11 protein-coding genes and 2 pseudogenes are annotated in these 14,378 nt (G+C 65.0%); 7 read left to right on the forward strand and 6 right to left on the reverse strand.

Annotation, left to right across the window (positions count from 1 at the left end; translation table 11 throughout):
• The coding region (locus ACZ60G_RS43595) for a glycosyltransferase (protein WP_465818230.1) at positions 1 to 503 on the reverse strand (503 nt) is incomplete at its 3' end.
• A gap of 249 nt (positions 504 to 752) precedes the next feature.
• Between ACZ60G_RS43595 and ACZ60G_RS43600 the strand changes: the two genes are divergently transcribed.
• Positions 753 to 1,844 (forward strand): glycosyltransferase family 4 protein, encoded by a 1,092-nt coding sequence (locus tag ACZ60G_RS43600; protein WP_465818231.1) that lies wholly within the window; start codon positions 753 to 755, stop codon positions 1,842 to 1,844.
• A 442-nt stretch (positions 1,845 to 2,286) separates the two neighbouring features.
• Here ACZ60G_RS43600 and mbp1 read toward each other — a convergent pair whose 3' ends face one another.
• Positions 2,287 to 2,532 (reverse strand): microaggregate-binding protein 1, encoded by a 246-nt coding sequence (mbp1, locus tag ACZ60G_RS43605; RefSeq protein ID WP_465818233.1) that lies wholly within the window; start codon positions 2,530 to 2,532, stop codon positions 2,287 to 2,289.
• Between the two features lie 151 nt (positions 2,533 to 2,683).
• Here mbp1 and ACZ60G_RS43610 point away from each other — a divergent pair, with 151 nt between their 5' ends.
• Positions 2,684 to 3,106, forward strand: a complete 423-nt coding sequence (locus tag ACZ60G_RS43610) for a hypothetical protein (protein ID WP_465818235.1) — start codon at positions 2,684 to 2,686, stop codon at positions 3,104 to 3,106.
• Between the two features lie 348 nt (positions 3,107 to 3,454).
• On the opposite strand, the gene phoU is transcribed toward ACZ60G_RS43610, so the two are convergent.
• Positions 3,455 to 4,123: a phosphate signaling complex protein PhoU gene (phoU, locus tag ACZ60G_RS43615; RefSeq protein ID WP_465818237.1), complete on the reverse strand. Its 669-nt coding sequence runs from the start codon at positions 4,121 to 4,123 to the stop codon at positions 3,455 to 3,457.
• 328 nt (positions 4,124 to 4,451) lie between these two features.
• Between phoU and ACZ60G_RS43620 the strand changes: the two are divergent.
• The 3 genes and pseudogenes from ACZ60G_RS43620 (at position 4,452) to ACZ60G_RS43630 (ending at position 7,201) form a co-directional block, all read left to right on the forward strand.
• Positions 4,452 to 4,818 (forward strand): annotated as a pseudogene (locus ACZ60G_RS43620) (arsenate reductase/protein-tyrosine-phosphatase family protein).
• 245 nt (positions 4,819 to 5,063) lie between these two features.
• Positions 5,064 to 5,342 (forward strand): hypothetical protein, encoded by a 279-nt coding sequence (locus ACZ60G_RS43625; RefSeq protein ID WP_465818238.1) that lies wholly within the window; start codon positions 5,064 to 5,066, stop codon positions 5,340 to 5,342.
• A 311-nt stretch (positions 5,343 to 5,653) separates the two neighbouring features.
• Positions 5,654 to 7,201, forward strand: coding sequence for an alpha/beta fold hydrolase (locus ACZ60G_RS43630; protein ID WP_465818248.1), 1,548 nt, complete (start codon positions 5,654 to 5,656; stop codon positions 7,199 to 7,201).
• Positions 7,202 to 7,345: 144 nt separating this feature from the next.
• On the opposite strand, the gene ACZ60G_RS43635 is transcribed toward ACZ60G_RS43630, so the two are convergent.
• Positions 7,346 to 7,900: a hemerythrin domain-containing protein gene (locus tag ACZ60G_RS43635; protein WP_465818240.1), complete on the reverse strand. Its 555-nt coding sequence runs from the start codon at positions 7,898 to 7,900 to the stop codon at positions 7,346 to 7,348.
• 119 nt (positions 7,901 to 8,019) lie between these two features.
• Here ACZ60G_RS43635 and ACZ60G_RS43640 point away from each other — a divergent pair.
• Positions 8,020 to 9,481 (forward strand): annotated as a pseudogene (locus tag ACZ60G_RS43640) (aminotransferase class I/II-fold pyridoxal phosphate-dependent enzyme).
• Between the two features lie 9 nt (positions 9,482 to 9,490).
• Here the strand turns inward: ACZ60G_RS43640 and ACZ60G_RS43645 are convergent.
• Positions 9,491 to 10,960, reverse strand: a complete 1,470-nt coding sequence (locus ACZ60G_RS43645) for a phosphatase PAP2 family protein (RefSeq protein WP_465818242.1) — start codon at positions 10,958 to 10,960, stop codon at positions 9,491 to 9,493.
• A 778-nt stretch (positions 10,961 to 11,738) separates the two neighbouring features.
• Positions 11,739 to 12,782 carry a YdcF family protein gene (locus ACZ60G_RS43650; RefSeq protein ID WP_465818244.1) on the reverse strand — a complete coding sequence of 348 codons (1,044 nt, stop codon included), beginning with the start codon at positions 12,780 to 12,782 and terminating at the stop codon, positions 11,739 to 11,741.
• Between the two features lie 1,240 nt (positions 12,783 to 14,022).
• Between ACZ60G_RS43650 and ACZ60G_RS43655 the strand changes: the two genes are divergently transcribed.
• Entirely contained in the window at positions 14,023 to 14,286 is a 264-nt protein-coding gene (locus tag ACZ60G_RS43655) for a GIY-YIG nuclease family protein (protein WP_465818246.1), read from the forward strand.
• Positions 14,287 to 14,378 lie beyond the last annotated feature (92 nt).

Genomic DNA, 14,378 nt, shown 5'->3' on the forward strand with positions numbered 1-14,378 from the left:
CTCGACAGCAGTTCTTCGGCATGCGGGAAGTCGGTCGATATCACCGGTTTGCCCGCCGCGACTGCCTCGATCAGCACGCCGGATGTCACCTGCTCGCGCGAATCGTAGAGCGGCAGAACGACATCGGCCTGCCGGATCAGGTACAGCTCGACATCGGACAGGTAGCGGGCGTCGAAGTGCACCGCGTTGGCGACACCGCGGCGCGCGGCGCGGTCGACGTGGCCGGTGCGGCAGGACGCACCGTGACGCGCGAGCACTCTCGGACGTGTCTGTCCCACCACCCGGTACTGTCCGGCCGGAACCTGATGTGCCACCTCAGGCTGCGGTGTCGGATCCCAACTGTCGACCACGGCGGCGACGCCGACCGTCTGGCGGCGCCCGAAACCGACCGGCACAAAACCGATTTCGCCGGCCGCGGTCAATGCCTCGACCAGTGCGCCGGTGAAGGTCGCGCACTGGGTCGGTGAACAGGTGCTCAGAACGCCGTAGGACCGAACTGACACTACGTCAGCCTTTCTGCTTCGAGGCAGCGCCGACGGTGCCGCTGTCTGCAGCCACTCAATTGGCTGATCGTGTTGCGCTGAAGCGCTTGAGAATCCCGCTCCGGGCAAAAGGTGCGGAGGGATCGGCAACCAGGCCTCGATTATAACACTCGGATCGACGGGAAATTGGTGTGTTATGATCGCTGCATCATGTTCGCCCACATCTGGGGCGGCTTTCGGCGGCATTGCCGCCAGTAATCGAGGAATATTATGAGAATCGGCGTTATCGCGTCGGTCGCCCACCGTTCACCTCCGAAAAATTATGGCCCGCGGGAGCAAATCGCTTCGACGCTGGCCGAGGGATTCGTAGCGCGCGGGCACAATGTCACACTGTTCGCGACGGCGGACTCCGAGACCTCGGCGCGGCTGGTGTCCGCCGCGCCGTCGGGGTATGAGGAGACCGCCGGTGCTGATGCGAAAGTCTTTGAAGCGCTGCATAATTCGATGGCATTCGCGCGAGCCGGTGAATTCGACATACTCGCCAACCACTTCGACTTCATGCCGCTGACCTACAGCCGACTGGTGACGACGCCGATGGTGACGACGATTCATGGCTTCTCCTCGCCGAAAATCATTCCGGTTTATCGGGAATTCGGTGATATTGCCCACTATGTGGCGGTCACCGATGCCGATCGCGACCCGGATCTGCGCTACGCCGCGACGATTCATCACGGTATCGATCTCGCCCAGTTCACATTCCGGCAGGAGCACGGCGAATATCTGCTCTTTCTGGGCAGAATTCATCCGGACAAAGGCACGCACCTGGCGATCGAAGTGGCGCGCCAGGCCGGACTGCCATTGATCATCGCGGGAGTGATTCAAGACGAGGAATACTTCCATTCAGCGGTCGAACCGCACCTCACCGGCACCGATGTGACCTATCTCGGTCCGGTCGGCCCGGCAGAGCGAGACGCGCTACTCGGTGGCGCCCGCGCACTACTGCATTTGATCGGTTTCGCCGAGCCGTTCGGCCTGTCGGTCGTCGAAGCCATGGCAACCGGGACACCGGTCATCGCAACACCATTGGGTTCGATGGCCCAGATCATCCGCCACGACCGGACCGGATTCCTCGTCGCCGATGTCGCGGGTGCGGTCGCGGCGGTATCGAAAGTCGGGGGACTCGATCGTTCCGCGTGTCGGGACGATGTCTTCGAACGTTTCACCGCTGATCGGATGATCGATGCCTATCTGGCTCTGTTCGAGCGGATCGTACGAGATTCCGGACGTCGCACCGAATCGGCCGCGCCGGTTGCGCAACAGGCCATCGGCTCGCCCGGACTGTTCTCCCACGCTGGACTGTAATCGACAGTGCCCCAAGGCTATTGGGATCCAGGGCTCCTGCTCACGTAGCCGCACAGCGACGCGGCCCACCAACACCGACAGCGCCGCCGCCCTTGCACCGTGGATCGACAATCCACGGATTCGATCAGATCCAGCCCCGAGCCGCCGTCTCACAGACTGACATCAACTCGGGCGGTGGCGAGTCAGTTGTCGAGACGTCAACCAGGAACGATACCCCACTCTGTTACTCGGCGAATGATCTGGCTGCGCGGCAAGTGGATCCACCCCCGGCAAACCGGCCCGCCGCTCCCAAACGCCAGTACCGGAGGTGGTGTCAAAGGCATTTGGCAATACCTACCAGTCCGACGGATGATCACCTTTTACGCGGTCGGCCCGACAGGTGCATTTCGCTGTGTCCGACGGACTCGGTCCTCGGCAACCCGTAGCGCAGCAGCTGCGGGCGCTACCGGTTGTGTTGACGAGCACGCTCCCGCGCCTCGTGCGCGGCTGCTTCGCCCCGCGCTTTCTCGGCCTCGGCTTCCTTACGTGCGGCGTCGCGCTGGGATTCGGCTTTGTCCTGCTGCGCGCGGCCCTCATTCCGCAGATCATCGTGGCCGGTGACGGCTCCGGTGGCTTCCTTGATCCTTCCCTTGGCGTCCTCGACGACGCCCTCGGCGGCTTCGCGGGGACCGCTCTTGTGCTCGGCCATGGTGTATACCTCCCATATTCGCCTAATCGGCTGACACCGCCCGCTTACCCGGCTCCGGCCGGTTGAATCAACGCCCGAAACGTGCGGCGAGCCTGCTGCGAGGTGCCCACAGGTCATGGCTGCCAGGTGTTTGCCACAATATTTCGCGGGTATGTCGGCGTGGCGGGATATTCGCGACGAAGGTAGATCCGTCCTGCAGGCGGTACTGACACGTGGGCTGGTGCAAACCGCCATCGGCAAACTGGAAGCCGGAATCGAGGGCCCGCATATCGACCAACAGGTCGGGGCGGCCGCGGTATGGTCGGCTGCCCGGCACGGTCTCACCGGACCCGCGATCGATACGGTCGAGGAAGTGCAGGTGCCCGCTTTGAAAATGCTGGGCAATCTGATCGATTGGATCGCCGACGAACTCGAAGAAGTCGGTGACAGCGCCGTGGCGAGACGATTACTGACCGCGCTGGAACACCATGGAACCGGTGCCGTACGACAGCGAATCGTGGCGAGGCTCGGGCTGAAAGAACTCGTCGAATCCTTCCGGCTGACAAACCGCCTGTCCGCAAATGAATTGTATTGAAACCAGTCGAGTTCGCCGCGGGCCGGCCCCGTGGTCATCGCCTGAGTGCGTGCACGGTGGAGCTCAAAGGTTGGGCGCCGTCGCGCTATCACCGAATCGAGCACCTTCTTCACTGCTGAAGGCCGGGCGGGCCATCGCGGTGCGGTCTTGCGCAAACGGGCGGCGGGCGCTGTCGGCCCACAGGTTCGCACTACCCGGCTCTGTATCGGCCAACCGGCACGTCGCCTTGCCGCGCAACGGCTTTCACGCAGAAACGCGCGGTCGTACACCGATCACACCGCGGCTGAGTGGCCGCCGACTGTTCGAGTTCCGATAACGGCGGCGTCCTACCCCCGCACCGAGACTGCGTCATTCGCCGCCGGATGAAGACCAGTCGCCGAATGACTCACCGGTCGACATGAAGATCGTGCGACGGCCGACCTGCACAGTATGGTCGGCGAACCGTTCGTAATAACGGCCAAGCAGCGTCAGATCGACCGCGGCGGCCGTCCCGCCAGCCCAGTCATCGCCGAGCACCGCTGCCAGCAGGTCGTGATGCAGCCGGTCCATCGTGTCGTCCTGACCATCGAGCGCAGCGGCGTCGCCCGGGTCACCCGACCCCAGCACCGCGGCGGCGCTGGTCGCCATCGCGACAGCGGCCGCCCCCATGCGGGCCACGATCGGTTGCACCGACACCGGGACCGCGCAGGCGGGATGCCTGCGGCGCGCGATATTGGCAATGTGTTCGGACAACACGCCCATCCGGTCGAGGTCACCGACGAGCTGGATCGCGGTGACCACCTGCCGCAACTCGCCCGCGACCGGGGCCTGCAACGCCAGCAGCGTCACTGCGGCGTGCTCACAATTATCGCGCTGGGTATCGAGGTCACGGCAGATATCGATGGCTTGCTCGGCGAGCTCGAGATCGGCGCGCAGCAGCGCATTGGTACCGGTCGCGACGGCGGTCCGGTCACGCTGGCACATCGCCTGCAACTGAGCGGCCAGCCGGTCGAGGTCCTCGTGGAAGCGAGTCCGCATCCCTCATCTTGACCCACTGACAACCTCCACGGGGCCGAGGCCACGGATCCCGTTGGCAAGCATCGGTGGACACCCCTGACACCCGCGGGGCTGGTATGTCGACAAACCGACAATCCGGCCGCAGTGGCGCTGACCCGTAGGCGGCCTCGAGGTCTCCTCCCGGTAGATCCGTGTCGTGGTCGGCTCCGGGATCGCCGCCGCTCAGCTCTCGCCCAACGATGTCGGATTGCAGCTGCTGGAGAACTCGACCGCGACTGTCTTCGGGCTGGCGGTGCTGACCGCGGTATTCGGGCCCGTCTCCGGCGCGCACTTCAATCCTGTTGTCTCCATGGTTGACTGGCTGGCACGCCGCCGACACGGCCTCACCCACCTCGCCAGTGACGCCGTCGAAGTCCGCTCCGCCGGAACCGCACCCGCCGACACCATCAACCCCTCGCCGTCGAAGCGATGGCCGAACTCGGCATCGACATCACCGGCCGGACACCCGAAATCCTCACCCCGACACTGTCGAAACCTCCACCATCGTCATCACCATGGGCTGCGGCGACACCTGCCCCTACTTCCCCGGCGTCACCTACCGCGACTGGAAACTCGACGACCCCCCAGGACAGGACCTCGACACCGTCCGAGCCATCCGCGACCAGACCGAACAACGCGTGCGGGACCTTCTCAGCGAACTCGACATCCACCGCTGACAGCCGACCAGTGATCGAGTCGGCGCGTGTAGTCCAGAAGTTCATCGCCGCGGCACACCTGACGCGAGTCGCGACGCGCCTGCCCTCCAGCATGTGAACCCGCCCGCAGGTACCCATGGACTGTGGGCACCGAGTCAGCAACAGCTCAACAGGTCCTGCTTTGCCACCAGTTTATCCGCGCAAAGGCAGGCGAATCCGGTGTCTTCACGCCTATCGAGCAGGCATCCGCGCTACCCTCCAGCAGCATGGACGAGATCGAACTGCGACCGCCGGTAGTCTCCTCCCGCCGCCAAACCGGCCTCATTCTCGACGTCGACACACTCAGCGTCGATGACCCCGCTGCACCGGTCTACATTCGCTGCACCGACGGCAGCCGGTACCGGGTCCCGGACCCGCTATACGAGTGGGCGACAACCCTGATCGACACCAACCACCAACACCGCAGCGCGGGCAATCCCTCGATGTTTCCAACCCAGATCGAGTTCGGCACCCTCGCGGGCAGTATGTACGCCGATTTGCTGTAACCCGGTCCCCGGCACCGACATCGAGCTGGTTCATCGCCGATGGCGAGCCCCGTGATCAGGGGCGCGGCGAACGCGCCCATACCGAACCTGGCAGCGATCAGCGCGCCATGCTGTCGACCAGTGCAGACCATCCGCCAGCCGGTCGTTCAACCACCGGTTGGACCGCGTACTGGATGGACTGGATGCGCGCCGAAATGCTTGGCTCTTCCTGAGTGGGTGTGGGCTACCACAACCGAACTGCCGTATCGGCTACGGTTCACGTCGCACCAACCTGCGTGATCCCTCATGTCGAGAGGTGAAGTCTGTTGTCGGTGAACCTGTTCTGGCGTTCGATGTCTGTAGTGGCGGTGTCCCTGCTGATGGCTGTGCCGGCATACAGCCAGGCGGGCCCGGTGGACGACGCGCACCCGATCGGGTTGGACCGGTTCTATCACCAGCGGCTCGAGTGGAAGCCTTGCGGCGTCGAGAATGTCGACAAGGCCGGTGGCGAGTGCGCGGATGTACTGGTGCCGCTCGACTACGAGACTCCCGATCGAACGATGACCGTGGCGATTTCGCGGGTGAAGGCCGGCGATCCGGTGCAGCGGCGGGGAATTCTGCTGTCCAATCCGGGCGGCCCCGGTGCGGAGGGCCTGGACAGTCTGGATCTGCTCGGTGATGTGCTCTCGCCGGAGGTCTTGGCGAGTTACGACCTGATCGGCATGGATCCGCGCGGGGTCGGCGAATCCGGTCGGAGTCCGCGGTGCGGGTGGCCGGTAGGCGAGATGATTCGGTCGGCGGGTCTGGATCCGCTGGGATTCGTGCACGACACCGTTCAGTCCGCGGGGATGGCCGCGACCTGCCTGATTCGTGATCCGAACAAGCTGAGGCAGTTCACCACTCGCAACACCGCGCGTGACATGGACATTGTGCGAGGCGCCCTCGGTGAGGAGAAGGTCAACTTCTACGGAGTGTCCTACGGCACCTACCTCGGTGCCGTGTTCACGCAGATGTTCCCCGAGAGGAGTGACCGCGTCGTGCTCGATAGCGCGATCGACCCGGACCGGTATTGGGAGGGCTTGGTTCAGGATTGGGGCCCAGCAGACGAGATCGCGCTGGACGACTGGGCCGGCTGGGTTTCCGGTCGGGATGACGAGTTCCGGCTCGGTGCGACTCCGCAGCAGGTGCGAGCCAAGGTCGAGGAGCTCGTTCGTATCGCCGCACGCCAACCCATTGTCATCGATGGGTTTGCCATTGACGATCACTGGCTTCCGTTCATCCTGCACGGCTTGCTGATGAACTTCCGGCTGAACGAAGCGATGGCCGCCACCGTGCGGGAGATCGCCGACGCCGCGGGCGGTCCGCCCACTACATCGCGCACACCCCGGCTTCGCGCCATCGTGGAGGCGCTGCGCGACAACGAGAACTCGGTGCTCGCGCAGATCGCCTGCGGCGATGTCGGGGCACCGATTGATCCGACCTGGTACTGGCGCAACATCGAAGAGACCCGCGCCACGCAGCCGGTGTTCGGCGCGCTGGCGAACAACATCCAGCCGTGCGCCTTCTGGCCTCGGCCGGTCGAGCCTGCGACTGTCGTCCGGAATTCTGTGCCCGCGCTCATCTTGCAGGCGACAGGAGATCCCCGAACTCCTTATGCCCACGGCGTCCGATTGCATCAGGACATGTCCGAGTCACGGATGGTTACGCTGCAGGATGTCCGTATCCACATGACATTCCGGCCCGAACTGAGCAACTGCGTGAACAACGCGATCAACACATACTTCAGCGTGGGAACCATGCCGGATACAGACATCACGTGCTACGCGGATGCAGAAGCCGCAGACCGGACTCGCGCTGCCGCCATGCCGGGCACCACCTGAACCGTCTCACTGAGCTGGGCGAATGGTCTTATCGGTTCTCGCCGTTTTGGCTGTTTTCAGTCGTGTTCGTGCAAAGCGCGATGCTGTCGAACAGCGATCATCCCGGATCCCGCTAGTGGCATCCAAGTGCTTCCAGTAATAGTTTCAGTGCGAGCGCATGTCGCGAAGGATGTCCCGTGCTCGGTCGAATACGGCCAGTGGCGGGCTCATCACAAGGTTCGCCAGGCCGGTCTCGCCCGCATGGGGGTGTGGCCGGGTCGGGGCGAGTCTCTCGGCTGCGCGCACCATGCCTGCCCAGCGTTCGAGCTGGTTGACCGAGAACTGTTTGAGCAGGAAGGGGAATTCTTCGGTCTCCTCGTGCGCGGCATGTGCGGAGACCTTCTCGGCGAATGCGGCGAGCTTCGCATCGAAATCGGGATGGTCGACGCCCATGTCGTACAGTTCGGCCAGTGCGTGCTTCACCGCGTTTTCCTCGGCCAATCTGGGGCCGATGATGTCGTCGGCACCGAAAGCCGCGCGCCGCGCCACCGCATGCACGACCTCCTCCTCGGCGGTTTCGTGTACCGCGAGCAGGCGCACCAGCTCGGTGAACAGTTCCCGCTTATCGTCCTGGCCCGCTTTCAGCTTCTCGAGCAGGCGCCGGATCTGCTCGTGCTGGTCGGTCAGCAGATCGATCACATTCTGATCCAGCTTTCCCATCGTGCACCTCATTTCTGCGGCGGAGTACTACACATCTTCCTCCGAAGGCTGACCAGCGCGCCACGGGCAAACTCGCCACCGAGCCGTTTGCTACCTGTGTCCCTGGGGAGGTCGGCAATATGGACCATGCCGGAGCCCCTTTACTCGACGCCCTGGTCGAATACCGTGAGCTGGGCCGATACGGTTTCACCCCGCCGGGCCACCAACAGGGCCGCGGCGCCGACGAACGTGTGCGGCGCATCCTCGGCGCCGAGACATTCGGTTCGGATGTCCTCGGCAACAGCGGACTCGACGACCGCCGGGCAAGCGGTGGCTACCTGGCGCGTGCCGAGGAGTTGATGGCCGACGCGGTCGGCGCCGACTACGCGTTCTTCTCGACCTGCGGTAGTTCACTGTCGGTCAAGGCGGCGATGATGGCGGTCGCGGGCGGTTCACCGGGGCTGCTGGTGGCGCGCGACAGCCACAAGTCGATCGTCGCCGGTTTGATCTTCTCCGGTGTGCAGCCGCGCTGGATCTCCCCGCGCTGGGATGCCGAGCGGCACCTGTCCCATCCGCCGTCGCCCGAGCAGAACCGGGAAACCTGGGAGCGCTATCCGGAAGCGGCAGGGGCCTTGATCGTGAGCCCGAGTCCGTACGGAACCTGAGCCGATATCCGGGGTATCGCCGAGGTGTGCCATGAGCGCGGTAAGCCGCTCATCGTGGATGAGGCGTGGGGCGCGCATCTGCCGTTCCACGACGAATTGCCTACGTGGGCAATGGATGCGGGCGCGGATGTCTGTGTGGTCAGCGTGCACAAGATGGGCTGTGGATTCGAGCAGGGTTCGGTCTTCCATCTGCAGGGCGACCTGATCGAACGCGAACGTCTATCGGCATGTGCCGATCTGTTGATGACCACCAGCCCGAATGTCATGGTGTACGCGGCATTGGACGGGTGGCGACGCCAGATGGTCGAGCGCGGTAACGAATTGCTCTGCGCCGCACTGAAATTGGCCGGACAACTACGCGCCGATATCGAGGATATCCCGGGATTGCACGTACTGGAGGACGAGTTGCTCGGCGCCGAGGCCTCGCACGACCTGGACCGGATGCAAGGTCCTCATCGATGGCGACGAGCTCGGGCTGTCCGGCTATCAGTGTGCCGACTGGCTGCGGGAGAACGCGCGCATCGACGTCGGACTCAGCGATCACCGCCGGATCATGACGACACTGTCGATGGCCGATGACGAGTCCACCACCAGGCGGCTGCTCGATGCACTGCTATCGCTGAGCGCGGCGGCCCCGGAAATTCCTGCGCCGGAACCGATTCGGCTTCCCGATTCGCAAGATCTCGAACTCGAAACCACGATGCTCCCTCGCGATGCGTTCTTCGGCGCCGTCGATACGGTCGAGATGAAGTCGGCTGCCGGGAGGATTGTCGCCGAGCAGCTCACGCCATATCCGCCCGGCATACCGGTCGCGGTGCCCGGGGAGCGGCTGAACGAGGCCGTGATCGACTACCTGGTCACCGGGGTTCGCGCCGGAATGATGGTGCCCGATGCCGCCGACAGTTCGATGCGGACGGTCCGCGTGGTCGCGGACTGACGCGCCGAATCAACTCGGCTCGGGCCGGCGGAACAGTGTGAGCGTCGCGGGGCGGCTGGTGAAGGTGAAGTCGTTGCCGCGGTGCTCGACCTCGCCGTCGGTGGCCAGGGCGACCGGGTCACCATCGACGTGCACGGTCAGCCGGTCGGCACGGCGGTTGACGTAGGTCGCGGAGCGGTCGAGAGTGCCGGTGAGGGTGGCCCAGATCAGGCGGGTACGGGAAAACGGCACGTCCGCGCGAAGATATCGAATATCGAGGGTGCCGTGGCGCAGTGCGGGACGCGACATCGGGATCTGGTGGGCGGGGCGGTAGTGGCCGTTGCCGACGAACAGCATCCAGATGGCGGTGCGGGTGCCATCGATCGTCGTCGGTAGCGGCTGGGCCCGAAACAGCACACGCACCATGGCGATTCCCGCGGCAGGCCATTTGCCCAGGCGTGGCTCCCAGTGTTCGCGGAAGCGGACGAAGTCAGGATAGCCGCCCAGGCTTGCGGTATTGACGAAGGTGCGCGCAGCGAGTCCGCCGGATCGCACCTCGGCGGTATCGGTGCGGACCGCGTCGCCGGATTCCAGTGCGGCCAGAGTGTGCTCGGGGTGTTCCACCCCGGTATCGCGGGCGAAATGGTTGAGGGTGCCACCGGCGAAAACCGCCAGTGGCAGCCGATGTTCGACCGCCGCGGCCGCGACGGCCGAAACTGTTCCGTCGCCGCCGAATACGCCGAGTGCGACGATATCGTGGCGGCGGGCGCGTTCGTCGAGCTGGGCGGTCAGGTCTTCGGTCACCGCTAAAACCTCAGCGGCTGGCAGGTTTTCGTGTAGTAACTGCAGTTGCTCCGAGCCGGCGCCATCGCCCGAATCCGTATTGACCACGAGCAGCAGCCCGAATCCGTTGTGTATAGCGGTGATTCGTTCATGCGGACCCAATTCGGCGGGCTCATCGTCGCGCTGCGCCCACCAACGCCGGGTACCGAGGGCTATCGCACTGCCCAGTGCCGCGCCCGCGATCACATCGGAGGGCCAATGCACGCCGATGTGCACGCGTGAATAGCCGACGGCCGCCGCTATCGGCGCGACAACGACCGCGGCGGCCGGAGATTCGAGGGCGACGCCGGTTGCGAAGGCCGCAGCGGAGGCTGAGTGGCCGGAGGGGAATGAGGAGGACACCGGCGGTCTCACCAGCCGTCGCACGAAGGGCACCGACTCGTCCGGCGGTCGGCGGCGCGGAAACAGCGGCTTCGCAATGCCGTTTGCCACCGAACTGGCCAGCGCGACCGAGAGGAGCCCGCGCACGGCCGCCCGTCGCGGCGCACGGCCGCCCATCGACATCAGCGCCGCCACGACCAGCCACAGGCGACTGCGGTCGGCGCTCATGCTCAACGTCCGCAGGACCCGATCAGCGGGGGTCGGCCGCACCTGCGCACTGGGCGCCACCAGCCACGCGTCCACGTGACCCGAGAGCTTCGGTGACTGCTTGCGCATGCCCAAAGGATATGAGCAATTCGTCCCATGAGGGTCCGCGAGTCCGGTGAGTCCAGGTCAGGCGCCATTTCGCATCCGGCTGGTCTTGCTATGTCCAGCTCGTCCGTGCGCGTCTCGGCACACTCTCGGCACACTGGAAAAGTCGATATCGATGGCCACCCGCCGCCAACGGCCCCATTGGCGTTCAGCCCGTACCGCCTCCACCACAGTGACGACCACTCCTCTCGATCAGCGCGATAGAACGGCGAACGGCCCGCTTGTCGTTGTTGCCGACTCGGCGTGCACGCACTGTGCCGATCGGCTCCCGACCGCGAACCTCACCACGACGTCGCGGAATCACTGGCGATGAAGAAACCACCGAAAGGCCGGTCTCGCGATGTGCGACTCCTACGCCCTGCCCACGGTCTCGAACCTGAGATTCGTACGCCTGGCGTCTAGCTCGATCGAATCGCCGGGGCCCAGAGCATAGGGCAGGCCCCAGTAGGTGGCGTTGGCATCCGGGAACGCGACGTTCAGAACCGTGTTGTTCGACATGAATCGCCCCGCACACAGCGGCGTGTCATCGGGGGCGCCGGCGGCCGGGCAACGCGAGCACGCCCGGCCAGACCACAGCGCACAACATCACGACCACACCGAATACCCGAGCACCGATCGAGCGCGACGAAGCATCCATCCAACGCCTCCGGCGGAAAGTGGAACCGGAGCCCGACCGCACGAGATCCTGCCGCCCCGGCCGCGTGATCGGATCACCCGTCTGGGGTGAAGCACGGCCCTAGGTTCAGGGCAGGGCCATCACGGCCAGCAGGACGACCAGAAGCAAGACCGCGACCGTGATGTGGCTGCGCCGGTAATGGGTCGCCAATACCGCGACGAATTCGCGCAGGAAGGCGGCGGGCAGGAAATAGGCGGAGGTCCGAGATCCCAGGACCTGGGCATCGATACCGAGGCGGCGGGTCAGCCCGGCCGTCCGGAGAACGTGAAAGTTGCTGGTTACCACCGTGATTCGGAGCTGCTCCGGATCGATACCGCGCCGGTTCAGTTCGCGCAGGCAATTACGCAGATTCTCGGCGGTGTTGCGCGAGTGCCGTTCTCGGACGATGGCGTGTCCGCTGACGCCGCGGGCGGTGAGGTAGCGCGCCATCGCGTCGGCTTCGGTCGTCGCCTCGTCGGGACCCTGTCCACCACAGGTGACCAGGACCGGTTGGCCTCCGGACCGCAGCGCTGTGCGGTAGGCGTCGATACCGCGGTCCAGTCGGGCGGCCAGCAGGGGCGTGACGGATCTGCGATTCAGGCCGCAGCCGAGAATCACGACGGCGTCGGCTTCGGGACGAGCCGCCAGGCTGCCGTAGATCAGTGCGTAGCCGCCGAACGCGATCAGATGCGCCACGAAATAGACCGCGACCGCGGCGACCAGAACGGTGGACTGGATGGCCCAGCTCGGCATGGTCGGACCGGACGCGACGGTGACGACCGCGGCCACCACGCCGATCAGGCCGGCCCCGAGTACGACCGGCAACGCGGTGGTCGCCGCAAACCCCTCCCGTGACATCAGCTCGATTCCGTTGACCAGTAACGCGATACCGGCCACGGCGAACGGAGCCGTGAGTACCACGACCACCCTGAACGACGAAGGCGCGTCGGGGCCGAGTCCGACGACCGCGGTTGCGCCGCCGACGCCCAGCAGGGTGACCGCCGCCAGCAGGACGCATCCCGTCGAGAGCCGGCGGGGCTCCCGGGCCACGCGGATCGCTGCGATGAATGCCAGGATCGCTCCGCTCGCCACCAGGAGCCCGCCGATCGACAGGTATGTCGCCGTCTGCATCCGCTCGAGACTCCTTCCGGCCCCTGCTGGGCCGCCGCGCCGAAGACACTTCGAAGTCGTCGGCGCGACGAGGAATCCGCGGCGACCGGGCGACGTAGCGACGATTTCCCGTTCCGGGGCGCCGGAAACAGATCAGCAGGGCGGACTGTTACCCGCCATTCCGCCGACGTTGCAATTCGGGCGAGTTAGCCTGGAGACCATGGGTTTCCGCGTGTACACGACAGGTGCCCACGCCTTCGAACAGGCTACAGGCGGGTTCCCCACGCCGGCATCCTCCTGATCCGGCCGTCGCCGGGTCTCGAGAGTCGTTCGGCGGGAATGTAAGCCGACTGTGTGGTTGCGGCGGCTAGGCTCGCCCAGACCAGCCAAGGCCAAGTGAATCGCCACCATCCGCACGCTGACGGGCGAGGATGAGGGATAGCACTTGGCGGGTGCGCCAAGGCGTCATGGTTGTCCTCTCCCAGCCAGCGCGCCGAAGGCGAGCCCAGCAGCTGACAAACCAGGCGCACCGTCGCGCCGATTGCACTGGCGGACACGATGATCGCGGGTCAGCTGGACGCGACGCACTTGAGTGGCGACGGTCACCGAGTTCTACTGGGCAGCAGGCTGATCCGCAGTTCGGCCGCACAGGAGCAACACCGGCAGCGCGCGGTCGGGCACGACCATTCTCAACCGAGGCTCGACCACGGAGAGAGCAGCGTCGGCGCGGAATGCGATAGTCAGATGGGGTGCTACTCGCTGCTACATCTGCGGGACTGGCCTTCCTGCGACCCTGCAACACAATCCAGAGTGCTCGGTTGGCGGATCACCCTCGAGTACCGGCAGATGCATCGCGGTCGATGCTGTGCCTAACCCTGCTGTGGACCTCGGGCGCCGTGTCCCCCAACGGCAATCGACGGCGATCGGTGCACAGTTGGGTCGCCTACGACCACACACGCCCGGTCGCCTTCCTCGCGGCCGAGCTCCTCGCTCAATGGGACCCACCGGAAAACTTCTGCCCTACCGACGCCTACATCCACTCGGCAAGGCCAGCGATGTCGTTTTCCACCCTGGTCGATCCCGAACTCTGGGGCAACGGCTACGCAACGGCCGCCAAGATCGCTGGCGCACAACATCCGTCTGCGGCACCCGCCGAAACCTTCCACGCCAGCATCAGGGCCGACAACATACGCAGCCTCAAGGCAATCGCTAAAGTCCCAGGAGCGCAGTTGACCGGCACCGCCGGCGAAGATGGATACGAATGGAAACACTTCCACTGGCGTCGACCGTCCCCTTCCCCTTCGACGTCCACGCCGTCTACTTCTCCGACGACGCAGTCACACTCGAAAACCAACTCCACAAAGAGTTCGGCGCGGCACGACTGAACCACGCCAACACACGCCGCGAATTCTTCTTCGCCACACCAGAACAAGTACGCCAAGTACTGGCGAAAAAAGTAGGCAACCTCCTCGACTACAACGACTCCCCCGAAGCCACACAATACTTCCAATCCAAGCGGTACTGAATCGCCCCGGTGAGTCCGGAGACTTATTGGTGTGACAGCCCGGCCGTTTGCCTGGCCGGGTGTTGAGCGTAGTAGGCGGCCTCCATCTCCGC

Source organism: Nocardia sp. NPDC102475, from assembly GCF_055584605.1.

Coding starts and splice junctions, on each gene's coding strand:
- ACZ60G_RS43625 (WP_465818238.1), top strand. CDS start 5,064: ATGGACGAGATCGAACTGCGACCGCCGGTAGTCTCCTCCCGCCGCCAA.
- mbp1 (WP_465818233.1), bottom strand. CDS start 2,532: ATGGCCGAGCACAAGAGCGGTCCCCGCGAAGCCGCCGAGGGCGTCGTC.
- ACZ60G_RS43600 (WP_465818231.1), top strand. CDS start 753: ATGAGAATCGGCGTTATCGCGTCGGTCGCCCACCGTTCACCTCCGAAA.
- ACZ60G_RS43635 (WP_465818240.1), bottom strand. CDS start 7,900: ATGGGAAAGCTGGATCAGAATGTGATCGATCTGCTGACCGACCAGCAC.
- ACZ60G_RS43610 (WP_465818235.1), top strand. CDS start 2,684: ATGTCGGCGTGGCGGGATATTCGCGACGAAGGTAGATCCGTCCTGCAG.
- ACZ60G_RS43645 (WP_465818242.1), bottom strand. CDS start 10,960: ATGCGCAAGCAGTCACCGAAGCTCTCGGGTCACGTGGACGCGTGGCTG.
- phoU (WP_465818237.1), bottom strand. CDS start 4,123: ATGCGGACTCGCTTCCACGAGGACCTCGACCGGCTGGCCGCTCAGTTG.
- ACZ60G_RS43650 (WP_465818244.1), bottom strand. CDS start 12,782: ATGCAGACGGCGACATACCTGTCGATCGGCGGGCTCCTGGTGGCGAGC.
- ACZ60G_RS43655 (WP_465818246.1), top strand. CDS start 14,023: ATGGAAACACTTCCACTGGCGTCGACCGTCCCCTTCCCCTTCGACGTC.